The 15392-nt window shown below is 35.9% G+C and carries 15 protein-coding genes; 1 reads left to right on the top strand and 14 read right to left on the bottom strand.

Features of this window, described 5'->3' with window-relative positions; genetic code table 11:
• Nucleotides 1–52: 52 nt before the first annotated feature.
• The 14 genes from AYC65_RS20510 to AYC65_RS20445 all read right to left on the bottom strand — a co-directional run bounded on the left by AYC65_RS20510 (nucleotide 53) and on the right by AYC65_RS20445 (nucleotide 12324).
• Nucleotides 53–466, bottom strand: coding sequence for a PaaI family thioesterase (locus tag AYC65_RS20510; protein WP_034870713.1), 414 nt, complete (start codon nucleotides 464–466; stop codon nucleotides 53–55).
• Between the two features lie 80 nt (nucleotides 467–546).
• Nucleotides 547–1677: a 3-hydroxyacyl-CoA dehydrogenase NAD-binding domain-containing protein gene (locus AYC65_RS20505; RefSeq protein ID WP_034870712.1), complete on the bottom strand. Its 1131-nt coding sequence runs from the start codon at nucleotides 1675–1677 to the stop codon at nucleotides 547–549.
• Nucleotides 1678–1799: 122 nt separating this feature from the next.
• Nucleotides 1800–2603, bottom strand: coding sequence for an enoyl-CoA hydratase/isomerase family protein (locus AYC65_RS20500; RefSeq protein ID WP_034870711.1), 804 nt, complete (start codon nucleotides 2601–2603; stop codon nucleotides 1800–1802).
• Nucleotides 2604–2762: 159 nt separating this feature from the next.
• Nucleotides 2763–3227 carry a 1,2-phenylacetyl-CoA epoxidase subunit PaaD gene (gene paaD / locus AYC65_RS20495; protein WP_034870758.1) on the bottom strand — a complete coding sequence of 155 codons (465 nt, stop codon included), beginning with the start codon at nucleotides 3225–3227 and terminating at the stop codon, nucleotides 2763–2765.
• A 4-nt stretch (nucleotides 3228–3231) separates the two neighbouring features.
• Nucleotides 3232–3978 (bottom strand): alpha/beta hydrolase, encoded by a 747-nt coding sequence (locus tag AYC65_RS20490; protein WP_234300422.1) that lies wholly within the window; start codon nucleotides 3976–3978, stop codon nucleotides 3232–3234.
• Between the two features lie 66 nt (nucleotides 3979–4044).
• Nucleotides 4045–4794 carry a 1,2-phenylacetyl-CoA epoxidase subunit PaaC gene (gene paaC, locus AYC65_RS20485; RefSeq protein ID WP_034870707.1) on the bottom strand — a complete coding sequence of 250 codons (750 nt, stop codon included), beginning with the start codon at nucleotides 4792–4794 and terminating at the stop codon, nucleotides 4045–4047.
• Nucleotides 4795–4865: 71 nt separating this feature from the next.
• Nucleotides 4866–5147: a 1,2-phenylacetyl-CoA epoxidase subunit PaaB gene (paaB, locus tag AYC65_RS20480; RefSeq protein ID WP_034870705.1), complete on the bottom strand. Its 282-nt coding sequence runs from the start codon at nucleotides 5145–5147 to the stop codon at nucleotides 4866–4868.
• A 126-nt stretch (nucleotides 5148–5273) separates the two neighbouring features.
• Nucleotides 5274–6209, bottom strand: coding sequence for a 1,2-phenylacetyl-CoA epoxidase subunit PaaA (paaA, locus tag AYC65_RS20475; protein WP_034870704.1), 936 nt, complete (start codon nucleotides 6207–6209; stop codon nucleotides 5274–5276).
• A 109-nt stretch (nucleotides 6210–6318) separates the two neighbouring features.
• The gene (locus tag AYC65_RS20470; RefSeq protein ID WP_034870702.1) at nucleotides 6319–6576 is read right to left on the bottom strand and encodes a hypothetical protein; all 258 of its coding nucleotides are present in this window, start codon (nucleotides 6574–6576) and stop codon (nucleotides 6319–6321) included.
• Nucleotides 6577–6691: 115 nt separating this feature from the next.
• Nucleotides 6692–7777, bottom strand: a complete 1086-nt coding sequence (locus AYC65_RS20465) for a 2Fe-2S iron-sulfur cluster-binding protein (RefSeq protein ID WP_034870701.1) — start codon at nucleotides 7775–7777, stop codon at nucleotides 6692–6694.
• On the bottom strand, nucleotides 7774–9093 hold the full coding sequence (locus AYC65_RS20460; RefSeq protein ID WP_034870700.1) for a phenylacetate--CoA ligase family protein: 1320 nt from the start codon (nucleotides 9091–9093) through the stop codon (nucleotides 7774–7776). Before AYC65_RS20460 ends, AYC65_RS20465 begins: the two co-directional genes overlap by 4 nt.
• A gap of 71 nt (nucleotides 9094–9164) precedes the next feature.
• The gene (locus tag AYC65_RS20455) at nucleotides 9165–9743 is read right to left on the bottom strand and encodes a TetR/AcrR family transcriptional regulator (protein ID WP_034870699.1); all 579 of its coding nucleotides are present in this window, start codon (nucleotides 9741–9743) and stop codon (nucleotides 9165–9167) included.
• Between the two features lie 32 nt (nucleotides 9744–9775).
• Nucleotides 9776–11176: a hypothetical protein gene (locus AYC65_RS20450; RefSeq protein WP_034870698.1), complete on the bottom strand. Its 1401-nt coding sequence runs from the start codon at nucleotides 11174–11176 to the stop codon at nucleotides 9776–9778.
• Nucleotides 11177–11181: 5 nt separating this feature from the next.
• On the bottom strand, nucleotides 11182–12324 hold the full coding sequence (locus tag AYC65_RS20445; protein WP_052114758.1) for an ABC transporter ATP-binding protein: 1143 nt from the start codon (nucleotides 12322–12324) through the stop codon (nucleotides 11182–11184).
• A gap of 303 nt (nucleotides 12325–12627) precedes the next feature.
• On the opposite strand from AYC65_RS20445, the gene clpB reads away from it, so the two are divergent.
• Entirely contained in the window at nucleotides 12628–15222 is a 2595-nt protein-coding gene (clpB, locus tag AYC65_RS20440) for an ATP-dependent chaperone ClpB (protein WP_034870697.1), read from the top strand.
• Nucleotides 15223–15392: the final 170 nt, after the last annotated feature.

Here is a 15392-nt window from a genome sequence, read left to right as displayed (position 1 = left end):
CGATATACCAGTTATTGGTACATTGGTAAACTACCAAATTGCTACATTGAACTTACAGTTCAATTACTTTTTTTCCAATTTTATAAACTGTTCCTGTAAATTTTGCTACTAATTTTTGTTCCTGATTGGTGATATTGATATCATAAACTGCAGTCTTTCTGGTTTCGTTCACCAACTTACTTTCTGCACGAAAGATATCTCCTTCTTTGCCGGCAGTGGTAAAGTTGATTACACAGTTTAGTGCTACAGCGGCATCTCCGGAATTATTGGAGGAAAAAGCCAATGCTGAGTCCGCAAAAGCAAAAGTTACTCCGCCATGAACAGTTTTTAATCCATTCAGCATTTCTTTTCTAACCGGCATTTCTATTAAACAATAATTTTCTTTAACCGTTATCAGTTTTATTCCCATCCATTTGGAGAATTCATCCTGATTAAGCATATAATCTGCAATTTGTTCTGGCTTCATTTTTATTTAATTAAAAAATATACCAATATAACAGTCTACCAATGTATCAATGATTGTTATACTGTTACATTGATACATTGTTATATTTCACTAAGTAAAGGGCTTTGTCTGTAGCGTTCCTCCTGGTATTTGTTATAAAGATTTTGAAGTGTTTCGGATATGGTTTTATAACCAATTTCCTGTCCCCAGCTTAGTAAGCCTTTAGGATAATTTACACCTTTCTGCATCGCCAATTCTATATCTTCATCACTGGCAATACCCAGCCTTTTAGCTTCTACAGCTTCATTTACCAGCATGGAAATAATTCTTATAAAAATCTTTTCATACAATGCATCATCCTTCTGAGCGACAGACTTTACAGCTCCTTCCTGATAATTATAAAATCCCCTACCTGTTTTTCTCCCCAAAAGCTTGGCTTCAGCCATACGTTGTTGTAGTAAGGAAGGTTTATATTTAGGATCGTAGAAATAATCCTTATAAACGGTTGTTGTCACGGCAAAGTTCACATCGATACCGATAAGATCCATCAGTTCAAAAGGTCCCATTTTAAAATTGCCCAGACTGGTCATAGCATCATCTACCTGTTGTGGTGTTGCTATATTTTCTTCAACAATCCTTAGTGCTTCACCATAATAAGGGCGTGCAATTCTGTTGACGATAAAACCGGGAATATCCTTAGCAATTACAGGAACTTTCTTCCAGGTTTTCATCAGATCATAAACCTTTTGCGGTAGTTGTTCATCTGTGAGTAATCCTGGGATAATCTCCACCAATGGCATCAAAGGTGCGGGGTTGAAAAAATGAATACCAATAAAACGCTCTGGTCTTTTCAACTCAGACGATAATGAAGTAATAGAAATAGAAGATGTATTGGAGCCAATTATACAAGTATCGGATACATAATCCTCCAGCTCCGAAAACACTTTGGTTTTAATCTCTTTGTTTTCAATAATAGCTTCAATAACTAAATCGGAATCTTTAAGTTCTTGCAGAGTTGTACAAAACTTGATTCTGCTGAAAATTTGTTCAGATTCTTCAACTGATATTTTTTGTTTCTCAGCAAGCTTCGTCAATGTTTGTTTCAGATTTTGTAATGCTTTTTCGGTTTGCGAAGAATTTGCATCAAACAAAAACACATTACAACCGTTGGCAGAAGCTACCTGAGCTATCCCAATTCCCATTGTTCCTGAGCCGATTACTCCTATATTCATAGTAAAAAAATAGTGTAACAATGTATCAGTTTACCAATATAACAACTTTATAAAAAATTGAATTTTGCCGAAGCATTTATTTTATTGGTAGACTGCTACATCTGTAAATTGTTATATTAGTTTTATTTTCCTTTATAATCCGGTTGTCTTTTCTCTAAAAATGCTCTTACGCCTTCTTTGAAGTCTTCAGTTTCAGCAGCGTCTTGTTGGTAAATACCTTCCAAATCCAACTGCTCACTCAATGTATTGGTATAAGAATTATTAAAAGCTTTTTTGGTTAAACCAATTGCTTTTGTTGGCAGATTAGATATCTGAGCTAAAACTTCACCTGCTTTTGCCTCAAACTCTTCATCTTTGAAGACATCAGCTATTAATCCCAACTGTTTCGCTTCGGCCGATGAAAGTTTCTTTCCGGTAAATGCTAAATAGCCGGCCAACTGTCTGCCCAATAGTTTTGGCAAATAATAAGTTCCTGCAGTATCCGGAATCAGTCCGATATTCACAAATGCTTGTGAGAAATAAGAACTTTCTGTAGCCAGCGTAAAATCACAGATAAGCCCCAGCATAGCACCTGCTCCTACCGCAGGGCCATTAACCAGTGCAATAACAGGTTTTGAATTTTTTACAATGGATTTTACCATTGGATTATAGTAGTCGATAACCATACGCTGTATGATTCTTTCTTCTTCAGCATCTTTGCCTAATGATAATGCTTCTTTAAGATTCTGTCCGGAACAGAAAGCTTTTCCCCTTCCGGAAACAGCAATACATCTCACTGTTTCGTCTTTGTCACATTCCTCCATAAAATGGCGAATTTCACTCAACATTTTTTTGTTAAGTGAATTATAACTTTCAGGTTGGTTGAGATAAGCTATTTTTAGTTTTCCTTCTAATTTTGATTCAATATCAATTTGAGTATATTCCATAAAAATATTTTTTTAGTGTACCAATATAACAATCTAAATTAATGTAACAATCTAATAGTACCGCAATTTGACTACAACATTGCTATGCTCCGCATATCCGTAAATTCTATTAGTAAACTGATTCATTACTATATTGACAAACTGCTACATTAATTTACATCAATGGCATTTAAAATAATCAAAGGGTTCCAGACAATCTAAACATTGATAAGATGCTTTACACAAAGTAGATCCAAATCTGCTGATCTGTTTGGTATGCATAGATCCACAACGTGGACATTTCTTAGGTTTTCCGATATGATGTTCATCCGCTCCCCTTTCAGGAGGTGTAATTCCATAGACCCTTAATTTCTCTCTGGCTTCATCAGTTAACCAATCAGTCGTCCAGATAGGAAACATTTTGGTTACTACTTTTGCATCCCACCCGTTCTCCTTCATTACCTTGGTAATATCTTCTTCTATAGTAAACATAGCCGGGCAAGCAGAATAAGTAGGTGTAATAATTACTTCACAAATATTTTCATCAAGCATTCTAGCTTCTCTTACAATACCTAATTCCACTATATCAATTACCGGAATTTCCGGGTCTGGAATTGTTTTTAATATGTCTAAAAGTTCATTCATTTCTTTATTTTTTATCAAAATCAAGAATCTTCTCCATTGCTTTTTGATAGTCAATATTATCTGTCATCCCGTTATGTCCCTGATTATTCAATACAATCAGGCTATCTCCTTTTTTAAAATTATTTTTCAGTCTTAAAGAAGCGTTATAATTAATCACCTCATCGGCATTACCATGAAATATAACAATCGGAGATTTCACAGTTTTCAGATATTGATAAGTTTCAAAATTATATTTTAGTAAAAATCCGGGAAGGAACGAAAACTTTTGTTTCATTTCATCCCTTAGACTGTAATATGGTGCTTGCAAAATCAATAATTCGGCATTGTTTACTGATGCCAGTTTTGATGCTAAACCTGTTCCTACAGAATACCCCAGAATAATAATTTTATTTTCAGGGTATCGTTTTTTGATTTCTTCATAAGCACGCTCCACATCCGAAAATATCTGATCTTTACTTTCTATACTTCCTTCACTTTTCCCATAACCTCTGTAATCCAGCATATAAACATCGTAGTTCATGCTATTATAGAGCTTTGCGACTTCACTCCATCCTTTTATGGATCCGCCATTACCATGAAGATAAAAAATAACTCCTTTAGAGTCCGGAGCTTTAAATAATACAGAATTTAACCGTTTATTGTCTCTCGTTATTATTGTTATCTCTTCGGTATTACTTCCAAAATTATAGGAGTAGTTCTCCGGTAGTTTTTCGGGATGGAAAATTATTTTTTCCTGATAAAAGTATATCACAGTACACAGCACTAAATATACTATTAGAAAAAAAACAATTATTTTCAGAAATACCTTCATTGCGATCTACCATGTACAACCGGGATAGGCTCTTTGCAAATATTGTAGTTCACAAAGGATATATCCAAAGTGTTCTGTATGATAACCAGTTCTGGATTTAAGCTGCATAAAAGGGTTTTCCGGATATTCTATTCCAAAATCCTGAAAGTCTTTTTTTGTAGTAGTTATAAATTGCTCATACAGTTCATCTGTATTTGGAGCTATATTTAAAGCAATCAAATCTTCTTCCCCCTCTACATGAGCAAATAATCCTTTGGTATATTCCCAGATGTTTTCAACAGCATAAGTCAAACGTTCACAACTTTCTTCTGTTCCCTGAGCAAAAATCCGCATCCATGAAGAAGTATGGGTATAATGGTATCTTACCTCTTTCAGAGATTTCTGTGCAATTGCAGACAGTTCTTCATCTACTGATGTGGATAAAGCCTCGTACATTAATTTCTGATATATAGAAAAAACATATACTTTAAGAATGGTTTGCGCATAATCCTCATTAGGTAACTCCGTCCAATGTGCATTTACATATTCATGTTCATATCTCAGGAAAGCTATATCATCTTCGCTTTTTCCATCATCACTCAATCGAGATGCATATTGGTAAAAATTATTGGCCTGCCCTAATTCATCCAAAGCAATATTAGTTAAAGCAATATCTTCTTCCAAGTATGGTCCTTCACCACACCATTCTGCAAGCCTTTGCCCCATGATAAAGCTATCATCAGCTAATTTTAATAAGTAGTTATATAATGGATTCATTGTATAGAATTTAGAAACTAGAGGTTAGAAATTAGACTAAATTCTATAATCTAACTTCTCACTTCTATAATTTACATATTTTTCACATCGTTAGGGATTTCGTAGAAAGTCGGATGGCGGTACAGCTTATCATCCGCAGGATCAAAGAATGCTTCCTGATCCACTCCTTCGGAGCTTACTATATATTTGCTCGGAACTACCCATACACAGGTTCCCTCTTTTCTTCTTGTATAAACATCTCTGGCATTTTGTAATGCCATCTCCGCTGTAGGTGCCTGTACTGTTCCGGCATGCTTGTGGGATAAGCCCGGTTTTGTCTGAATAAAAACTTCCCACATATCTAAATTTGCCATAGTCAAATTAATTTAACAATGTATCAATGTACAAATGATATTCTTCATGAGCTAGGTTCGTAAACCTTCAGTTTATGCTCAGAATGACAATTGATTGTTACATTTTTACATTGGTATATTATTACATTATTTTATTGTTACATTGCGATCTGCAAAAGCTGCAGCTGCTTCTTTTACCCAAAGGTTTTCTTGTTGAGCTTTTACTTTGGTCTGTAATCTCTTTTTATTACAAGGTCCGTTACCTTTCAGTACTTCCATAAACTCATCCCATGGAAGCTCTCCAAAGTCATAGCGCCCTTTTTCTTCATTCCATTTTAAATCTTTATCCGGAATGGTTAGCCCTAAAAATTCAGCCTGCGGAACGGTAACATCTATAAATCTCTGACGAAGACTGTCATTACTCTCGCGTTTTACTCTGTAATTCATTGATAATTTAGAGTTTGGAGAATGTTCATCATTTGGGCCAAACATCATTAATGCAGGCCACCAGAAACGGTTTAATGCTGCCTGAGCCATTTCTTTCTGCTGTTTTGTTCCACGGCAAAGTGCCATTAGGATTTCATAACCTTGTCTTTGGTGGAAAGATTCTTCTTTGCAGATTCTCACCATTGCTCTTGAATATGGCCCGTAAGAATTACCCATTAACATTACCTGGTTCATAATCGCTGCTCCGTCTACAAGCCAGCCTATCGCACCTATATCTGCCCAGCTTAGTGTAGGGTAATTGAAGATACTGGAGTACTTTGCTTTTCCGGACAACATATCGTCGTAAGTAGCATCTCTGTCGGATCTTATCGTTCTGTTCCCCAGAGTTTCAGTAGCAGCATAAAGATATAATCCGTGTCCCGCCTCATCCTGAACTTTTGCCAGTAATGCCATTTTCCTTCTCAATGATGGTGCTCTGGATATCCAGTTGGCTTCCGGAAGCATTCCCACAATCTCGGAATGTGCATGCTGAGAAATCTGGCGAACCAGTAACTTCCTGTAATCATCAGGCATTATATCTTTTGGTTCTACTTTATTTTCTTCATGTACGTATTGTACAAACTTTTCTAAATCCATTTTTTTTCAATTTACCAGTTTGTCAATGTAACAATTAGATGCTTCGACTACGCTCAGCATGACAGAAGGTTGCTACACTGATACATTGTTATATTGCTACATTATTACATTATAAATGGCCATCACTTAAATCATCTTTAAGATAGATTCCCACTTTAGAGTTGGAAAATTCTCCGGCCACAAAATTTACTTTTTTACCTTTATCCTCAATCACATATTCCTTGAAATAGTAAACATGTCCTTCATAAGGTCCTTTTACTTCCACTTTTTTATTAACACAGTTCCAGTAAAAGCTCCAGATGTTAAGTCCATTAATCTTATACTCTTCATTTTCATCTAATGCTTTTGCGAATTTCCAGTTAGTCATGACTTTTAAATTTAGCGGTTATACTTCTTTACCAATTTACCAATAAACCACTGGTTTTCAAGTACAATTAACAGTTTTTAACCGCAAAACTCCACTATTTATAATCAATATAAATTTAAACATCATAATTCAGCATCAACACATTGGTAGTGGGATGACACTGACATGTCAGTACAAATCCTCTTTCTACCTCATCCTCTGTCAATGCAAAGTTCTTTTCCATAAAAACTTCACCTTCCAGTACCTGGGCTTTGCAAGTACAACATACGCCTCCTTTACAGGCAAACGGCACAGGTAATTGTTCTTTCAGAGCCTTATCTAAAATGCTTTCTTTTTTCGAATTAAGATGAAAAGAATATTCATCATCATCAATAATTACCGTCACCATACTTTCCAGGTTAGCAATAGCCTTGAACTCTTCACTCATTTCCTCCGAATTCTCTTCATCCGGTGCGGTGAAGTATTCATACAAAACCTGAATTGCGGGAACTTTCTTTTCTTTTTTCAGATAGTCAGAAATACCTTTAATCATATCAGCAGGGCCGCAAATAAAATATGTAGCCTCCTGAACATCAATATCCGAATATCTTTCAAAAAGCTGTTCTAATTTTTCAGCTGATATTCTTCCTTCAAAAACCGGATCTTCATGTTTCTCTCTACTTACCAAATAGATTACCTTTAGTCTTCCGCCAAAATCCTTTTCCAACTTATCCAGTTCAGCTTTCTTCATCACATGAGCCATGCTTCTGTTGCTGTAAAACAAGTAAGCATTGCTATTGGGTTCCTGATAAAGACTTTCCTTAAGATTAGACAATACAGGACTTATTCCGCTTCCTGCTGCCAGTCCAATATAAGTTTTAGTATTGCTGGGATGATAGGTTGTATTAAATCCTCCCATTGGTGGCATTACTTCCAGCATTTCATCCATATGAAGATGCTCGTTGAAATATCCTGAAACTTTACCGCCCTCTAAAAGCTTTACCAACACTTCCAATACATTGCTTTTCTCACTAGGAGCATTACAAATGGAATAGGAACGACGTTCTTCATTACCATCAATCATCATTCTGAAGTTAATATATTGCCCCTGCCTGAACCTGAATTTATCTTTTAGTTCCTCCGGAATTTCAACTGCTACATTCACGGCATCCTGTGTATCCTTCTGAACCTTTACGGTTTTTAATTTATAAAATGAGTTCATTTTCTCTTAAGTATTCTGTTTATTTTTCCACCTTCACATTTTGGAAGAGAATCCTGTGCATGGATTTTCACTTTTGTTGTTATTCCGACCCTTCTTTTTATTTCTCCTTCCACTCTTTCAGCAAAATTGTGGATAAAGTTGGTATAGTCGTTACTGTTTATTTCAAATTGTTGCGCCCTGATCAGATCATCATTTATTTCTACATCTACTTCAAGGGCTACACACATATGTTCTTTTTCAACAGGAGTAAGATAATAGTTGGGAACTACTCCTTTAATACCAGAAAATGCATCTTCAATCTGACTTGGGTATACATTCACACCTCTTACAATAAGCATATCATCAGCTCGTCCTACTATAGGTTTCATCTTCACCATTGTCCGTTTTGCATTGGTATCGTAATAGAGACTTGTAATATCATTGGTCCAGTAGCGCAAAAGCGGCATTGCTTTTTTAGTGAGGGTTGTAATAACTAAAACGCCTTCTTCACCATATGGAACAGGCTGTTTAGTCACAGGATCTAATATTTCCGGATAGAAATGATCTTCCCAGATATAGGATCCACCTTTTTCTTCCCAATCTTCCATAGAAACACCCGGGCCGATAATTTCGCTTAACCCATAAATATTCGTTGCATGGAGACCCAGTCTTTTTTCAATATGCCCTCTGATAATTTCTGTCCAGGGTTCGGAGCCTAATACCGCATACTTCAAGCTTATATCTTCTGCAGGAATTCCTCTGTTAGCCAACTCATCTGCAATTGTAAGTGCATAAGATGGTGAACAGCAAATAACTTCAGGTCTAAAATCCATAATCAAATCCACCTGTCTTACCGTCATTCCACCTGAAATAGGAAGAACACTCATGCCCAGCTTTTCAGCACCATAATGCAGTCCTAATCCTCCTGTAAAAATCCCGTAACCATAGGCATTATGCAGCAGCATTCCCCGCTTCGCACCTGCGGCATTCAGCGATCTGGCAACTACTTCACTAAAGAGATCTACATCTTCCTTTGTGTAGCCTACTACTGTTGGCTTTCCTGTTGTTCCACTCGAGCAATGAATCCTCTGTAATTCACTTTTAGGAACAGTAAATAATCCGAATGGATAACTATCTCTTAAATCTTGTTTATAGGTTATAGGAAGTTTCGAAATATCTTCAATTGATTTTATATCCTGAGGCACCAGGCCGGATTCATTAAATTTTCGTTTATAAAATTCAGATCTATCTCCAAGGTAATTAACAAGATTCTTCAATCTCTCTGACTGAAGTTTCCGCAACTGATCTAATTCTAAATGTTCAACTGAAAAATACATAATCTAACTAACATTCGTTAGTTGTAAAAATAAAAAGAATTTTTATTCTGGCAAATTTTTTATGACTTCCATCATGTTTTTAAATTCCCAAGAAGACCATAAAGTATTTTATCCCTGATTTCATCGGTAATCTCGGACGTAGATTCTATATTTCTCTTGAACCAAAAATAGGAATTATTTAGTGTATGAAGAATAAATTTAGTGGTAAATGCCGGGGATTTAAGTTCCCAGTTTTCTTCCTGATAAATCTCAGATATAAGTTGCTCCACTTCTCTTTGATACTGCTTCCGGAGTTCTACAAACTCAGAAAGCCTCTCTTCCAAATGCTTCCACTCATTAGAATAAATGTGGGTAACATCTGGATTTTCCAGGACAATGGAAATGTGCTTTTCAATAAATAGATTCAAACGTTCTTTAGCCGGAAGTTTTGCATTCTTTACTTCATTTAGTCCTTCGAAAAATCTTCCTGCAATGCTAAAGCATATCCATTCCAGCAATTCATCTTTTGAACGAATATGTGCGTAAAGCGAGGCTGCCTTTATATTAAGACTGGCAGCCAGATCACGCATAGATGCTCCAACATAACCTTTTTCTTTAAAAAGTTCTATGGCTACTTCTAGTATTTCAATTTGCTTTTTTTTCAGCTGCATTGATTAGTTTTTTTTGCAAAAATACTAACTAACTATTGTTCGGGCAATGCTCTCCACCTTTTTATGTATTTTGAAAGGAAGAAAAAGGAAATAACTACTAATATAAAGTTATAACCAAACATTGCTGTTTTATCTATATCAAACCAATTTTTCTGGTCTGCTAAAAAACAAAAAGCCGGAATAAACCACATAAAAGTAAACAAGAACATACAAACAAATATTCCCGAATGTGCCTTTACTTTGCTATTAACAAATACCGAGCAGAGATATGCCACAATAACACCAAAAGTAAGCAGCATCATAACCATGTACGTCTCCCCTCCGGTAATGGCATTAAACAGTCCGAAAACAATATTCAATATACCCAAAGAGACTAATGCTATAAGCCAGTTTCTTCCTGATGTAGTTCTGAAAGCAAAAATCAGAAATGATAGTACGAGTGAAAAATAGAAAATAAAAACGACCAACTCTTTTTCTATAATAGGTCTGCTGTGAGCCTCTTTTAAAGTTGCAAAGTTACTTTTCAGTAAAGCCTGTTCAACATAAAAGTTGGAATATGTTTTTTCTCCGGTAGCGGATACCACACTAGCTTCAATATCTCGCGGATACATGGGATTGATGAGCTGATATTCCATATAACCACTTTCCGGATGGTAATTGAGAGTAAGTAACCGCTCTGGTGTAAGATTGGTTTTTAGCTTCACCGATTTTACTAATTCAAAATAATTCTGAAACTTCTTTTTGATCTCTGCTTCATTTCTGTCTGCCAGTAATTTTTTCATAATGGCATCATTTGGTTCCGGATTTACGGATGCAAACTTATCGTAATATCTATCCTGAACTTCTCTGTTGATTAATGCATTTTTATGATATTTCTTCCCGAGGATTGTAACTGAGTCTTTATAGAAATAACCATTTTCTTTAATACGGGAGCCGTCCTTTTTTAAGCCCATTTGTAAAGAATCCAGATCCCCTTCGGCAAACGGAGCATCAATAAAATAATCCATCTGAGTAATCAGATTACCTTTTGTTACAACGTCCTGATAACTGTAATAAGACCTCTGATGTGTTACTTTTCCCCATTGGAAAAAGAAATAAAAAGAAGAAAGCGATAAAACAATAATAAAAATATGGGTCCACTCGTAAAATAAAGAGTTATTACCTTTTGGATAAAAGGCCTTAAAACCATTATGTCTGAAGTAAAATACCAGCCACAGAATAAGTGCCAGGATAGAAATAATTACAGAAAACGTAAAGAATGTTACATCCTCACTATACTGATACATTTCAGTAAAATCTACGGTTCCGGTGAGGTAACCGATTAAAAAATAGATTGCATTAATTCCGATACCTAATATAAGCATTGGAATCAGTTTGGTATTCCACAACAGCGGATATTTCAGCAATAGTTTAGTTTGTATTTTATCTAGCATGGCTGTTATTTAATAAAGAAACGACGGGTTGAATGGGTGATATTACGGAAGTATACCAACTGAATATTTTCTTTCAGTATAGTTTCTAAGAAAATATTCACTGTAGTATGCATAGGGAAATGTGCAACAAAGGTTCCTCCGTTTTGTTCGAGAGATACCAAAGAAATGGAAGACAGCTTTTCTTTCAGATTACTCAATGTATCATCTGTTTCAAACTCTACAATAAACTGTACTTCTTCAGCTTCCTGAGACTTCAGATTTCTTTGAGATCCATTTTTAAGGAAAACAACCTGCTGAGAAGTTTTTTCAACTTCATACAATTGCTGGGAGCTCAGTACTATCGCAATAGGCCGGTAAGGCGAGCTTGCTATATTCCGAAAGTCATCCAGGATAGTTTGCTGTGCAAGAATATCCAGGTTGGCCAAAGGTTCATCGATCAATAGAATTTTAGGCTTTCTCAATAACATTCTTGCCAGCTCAAATCTCATTTTATAACCGGAAGAAAGACTATTCCATGAATGTTTTCGAAAAGGTCGTAACCCCAGCCTCGTAATAATCAAATCTACTACAGCCTTGTTTTCTTCAGGTTTATAACCATAATTAGATGCCGTAAAAACAAGATTCTCATACATACTTCCTCTCCAGGTATCTGTTCTCTGTGGAATATAAACCAGTTTTGTTCTCAGTCCATAATCGTCCTTACACGGAAAGTTATATTTAATACTACCGGAAGTAGGCTTCAAATCTCCACATAAGCTCCGCAGTAATGTTGTTTTACCATTTCCATTTTCTCCTACCAGTCCTATAATCTCTCCGGAATTTACCTCCAGATCAATAGGCCCCAGCGTAAATCCTGCTCCGTACTTCTTAGTAAGTCCCTTTACAGAGATTACGGTTTGAGGTTCAGTAACAGGTTTTCCGGATAATTCTTCGTGAAGCTTTTGTAGTAAAACATTTAGCCTTTCTATAATTACTTCTTCAGAAGGCTTTGAATCCAACCAGTCCAAAAAACTGTTTGTTTCATTATAAAACCGAAGATTCTCGGTGTCTAAAGTAATATCAATAATTCTTTTTACCGCCCTGTCCAGATCTTTAAAAAGAATTAATTCGCGTATTTCTTCAAAAACTAAGTTTTGTGTTTTCATCATTTTATTTCTGGAGCGTAAATAACAAATTTTATGGCATATAATAAAATTAATTTCTTCGCTAATTCGGAAAATTTGGCTCAAAATTAACATTTTCGAAATTTAGAACCGGAAAATTTGTCCTAATTTTATAAATAAATCAAAATAGAACACATTTTGAGCACAAAACACCAGAATTAAATGATTAAACCGAAATCTGAGATTTGGTATAATACGAATCAAAACTCAAGCACCTGCTGAGCCGATCCGGGAGAGCCAAATCTCAAGTTTCAAACCCAAAAGAAAAAATTACAAAAAATATCAAATATGAACTTAAACCAATATACCGTAAAATCACAAGAAGCCATTCAGGCTGCACAACAAACAGCTTTGGAATTTGGCAACCAAAGTATTGAACCTCAACATTTACTTGAAGGTATTTTTCAGGTAGATGAAAATATATCCCCTTTCCTTTTAAAAAAATCTGAGGCAGATGCTGCTTTAGTAAGGGAAAGAAACCGTGAAAGTATAGAGAGTCTTCCTAAAGTACAAGGCGGAAATATTTATCTTTCCCAAACAGCTAACAAAGTGTTGTTGGATGCTCCTAATATTGCAAAGAAAATGGGCGATGAGTTCGTAACCATTGAGCACCTTTGGTTAGCATTAATTGAAACCAATTCACCAGTTTCTCAAATGCTGAAAGATATGGGTGTTACCCGAAAATTACTGGAAGGAGCCATTAATGAACTTAGAAAAGGCAGTAAGGCAACTTCTGCAAGTTCAGAAGAAACGTATCAATCACTAAACAAATACGCTAAGAATTTTAACGAATTAGCTGCTGAAGGCAAATTAGACCCGGTTATCGGACGTGATGAAGAAATAAGAAGAGTTCTTCAGATCTTATCCAGAAGAACCAAAAACAACCCGATCCTGATTGGAGAACCTGGAGTTGGTAAAACTGCTATTGCTGAAGGTATAGCACACAGAATAATCTCCGGAGATGTACCGGAAAATCTGGTAGATAAAACTTTGTATTCATTGGATATGGGTGCTCTTATTGCCGGAGCAAAATACAAAGGTGAATTTGAAGAGCGTCTGAAGTCTGTTGTAAATGAAGTTATAAAATCTGACGGACAGATTATTCTTTTCATTGACGAAATCCATACACTTGTAGGTGCCGGAGGCGGAGAAGGCGCAATGGATGCTGCTAATATCCTAAAGCCTGCATTGGCTAGAGGAGAACTTAGAGCTATCGGTGCTACAACACTTAGTGAATATCAGAAATACTTCGAAAAAGATAAAGCTTTGGAGCGTCGTTTCCAGAAAGTAATGGTGGAAGAACCGGATACTGAATCTGCAATTTCTATCCTTCGTGGTATCAAAGACAAATATGAAGCCCATCACAAGGTGAGAATAAAAGATGAGGCTATTATTGCTGCAGTAGAAATGTCGCAAAGATATATCTCCGACCGTTTCTTACCGGATAAGGCTATTGACCTTATCGATGAAGCTTCTGCTAAACTAAGAATGGAAATCAATTCCAAGCCGGAAGAGCTGGATGTTCTGGATCGGAAAATAATGCAGATGGAAATTGAGTTAGCTGCTATTTCCAGAGAAGGGAATCAGGTAAAAATAGATCATCTGAAAGAAGATCTATCCAGAATAAATGAGGAACGTAATACAATAAATGCCAAGTGGCTAAAAGAAAAACAAAAATCTGAGGATTTAACTCAGATCAAAAAAGATATTGAGTCATTGAAATTAGAAGCTGAAAGAGCTTCCAGAACAGGTGACTATGCAAAAGTAGCTGAAATCCAATACGGAAAACTTCGTGAAAAAGAAGAAGAGCTAGGCAAAGTAGAACTCGAAATGCAAAACCATCAGAACGAACTAATAAAAGAGGAAGTTACTGCAGAAAATATTTCGGAAGTAATTGCTAAATGGACGGGTATACCAGTAACTAAGCTGATCCAGTCTGAAAGAGAAAAGTTACTTCACTTAGAGGATGAACTTCATAAAAGAGTTGTTGGACAGGAAGAGGCTATTCAGGCTGTATCGGACGCAATCAGAAGAAATCGTGCCGGACTTAGTGATGAAAAGAAACCTATTGGCTCTTTCTTATTCTTGGGAACTACTGGTGTTGGTAAAACAGAGCTGGCAAAAGCTTTAGCTGAATTCCTTTTTGATGATGAAAACAATATGACCAGAATTGATATGAGTGAATATCAGGAACGTCATAGTGTTTCCAGATTAGTTGGTGCTCCTCCGGGGTATGTAGGCTATGACGAAGGCGGACAATTAACGGAAGCAGTAAGAAGAAGACCTTATTCTGTTGTCCTTCTGGATGAAATTGAAAAAGCCCATCCGGATGTTTTCAACACCTTATTACAAGTATTAGATGACGGGCGTCTAACAGACAATAAAGGACGTGTTGTAAATTTCAAAAACTCAATTATCATTATGACTTCCAACCTTGGATCTCATCTGATACAGGAGAATTTTGAAAACCTTACTGATGAGAATCACGAAGAGGTAATTGATAAAACAAAAACTGAAGTTTTTGATCTTCTAAAACAAAGTCTTCGTCCGGAATTCCTGAACAGAATTGATGAAGTAGTATTATTCCAGCCTTTAAACAAAAAAGAGATCGGAAGAATTGTACAATATCAGTTAAGAGGATTCAATGAGATGTTAGCAAAACGTAATATCATTATGACAGCTACTCAGGATGCGATTGATTATCTGATGAACAAAGGTTATGATCCTGCATTCGGAGCAAGACCTCTAAAAAGGGTAATCCAACAGGAAGTATTGAATAAACTTTCGAGAGAAATTCTTGCAGGAAATGTTAATGATGGCGACAGAATTACATTAGATTACTTCGAAGAAAGTGGATTGGTATTCAGACCAACTGACCAGTAAAAAACATTTTTTCATATATCATATTTTATTTATCGGATTACGCCGCAAGCAATGCCTGCGGCGTAATCTTTTATCTATTAAATACTTAACAATAAAAATATTCAACACATAAACATGACAAATATCATATTTTTACTATATTAGCATTTCATCAAATAACAACCAAATCT

The sequence above is a fragment of the Elizabethkingia bruuniana genome (assembly GCF_002024805.1).
GTDB lineage: Bacteria > Bacteroidota > Bacteroidia > Flavobacteriales > Weeksellaceae > Elizabethkingia > Elizabethkingia bruuniana.
This window is presented reverse-complemented; position numbering and strand designations above follow the sequence as displayed.

Excerpts from the sequence above, each read along its gene's own strand:
- AYC65_RS20510 (WP_034870713.1), bottom strand. The coding sequence starts at position 466 with ATGAAGCCAGAACAAATTGCAGATTATATGCTTAATCAGGATGAATTC.
- AYC65_RS20505 (WP_034870712.1), bottom strand. The coding sequence starts at position 1,677 with ATGAATATAGGAGTAATCGGCTCAGGAACAATGGGAATTGGGATAGCT.
- AYC65_RS20500 (WP_034870711.1), bottom strand. The coding sequence starts at position 2,603 with ATGGAATATACTCAAATTGATATTGAATCAAAATTAGAAGGAAAACTA.
- paaD (WP_034870758.1), bottom strand. The coding sequence starts at position 3,227 with ATGAATGAACTTTTAGACATATTAAAAACAATTCCAGACCCGGAAATT.
- paaC (WP_034870707.1), bottom strand. The coding sequence starts at position 4,794 with ATGAATCCATTATATAACTACTTATTAAAATTAGCTGATGATAGCTTT.
- paaB (WP_034870705.1), bottom strand. The coding sequence starts at position 5,147 with ATGGCAAATTTAGATATGTGGGAAGTTTTTATTCAGACAAAACCGGGC.
- paaA (WP_034870704.1), bottom strand. The coding sequence starts at position 6,209 with ATGGATTTAGAAAAGTTTGTACAATACGTACATGAAGAAAATAAAGTA.
- AYC65_RS20470 (WP_034870702.1), bottom strand. The coding sequence starts at position 6,576 with ATGACTAACTGGAAATTCGCAAAAGCATTAGATGAAAATGAAGAGTAT.
- AYC65_RS20465 (WP_034870701.1), bottom strand. The coding sequence starts at position 7,777 with ATGAACTCATTTTATAAATTAAAAACCGTAAAGGTTCAGAAGGATACA.
- AYC65_RS20460 (WP_034870700.1), bottom strand. The coding sequence starts at position 9,093 with ATGTATTTTTCAGTTGAACATTTAGAATTAGATCAGTTGCGGAAACTT.
- AYC65_RS20455 (WP_034870699.1), bottom strand. The coding sequence starts at position 9,743 with ATGCAGCTGAAAAAAAAGCAAATTGAAATACTAGAAGTAGCCATAGAA.
- AYC65_RS20450 (WP_034870698.1), bottom strand. The coding sequence starts at position 11,176 with ATGCTAGATAAAATACAAACTAAACTATTGCTGAAATATCCGCTGTTG.
- AYC65_RS20445 (WP_052114758.1), bottom strand. The coding sequence starts at position 12,324 with ATGATGAAAACACAAAACTTAGTTTTTGAAGAAATACGCGAATTAATT.
- clpB (WP_034870697.1), top strand. The coding sequence starts at position 12,628 with ATGAACTTAAACCAATATACCGTAAAATCACAAGAAGCCATTCAGGCT.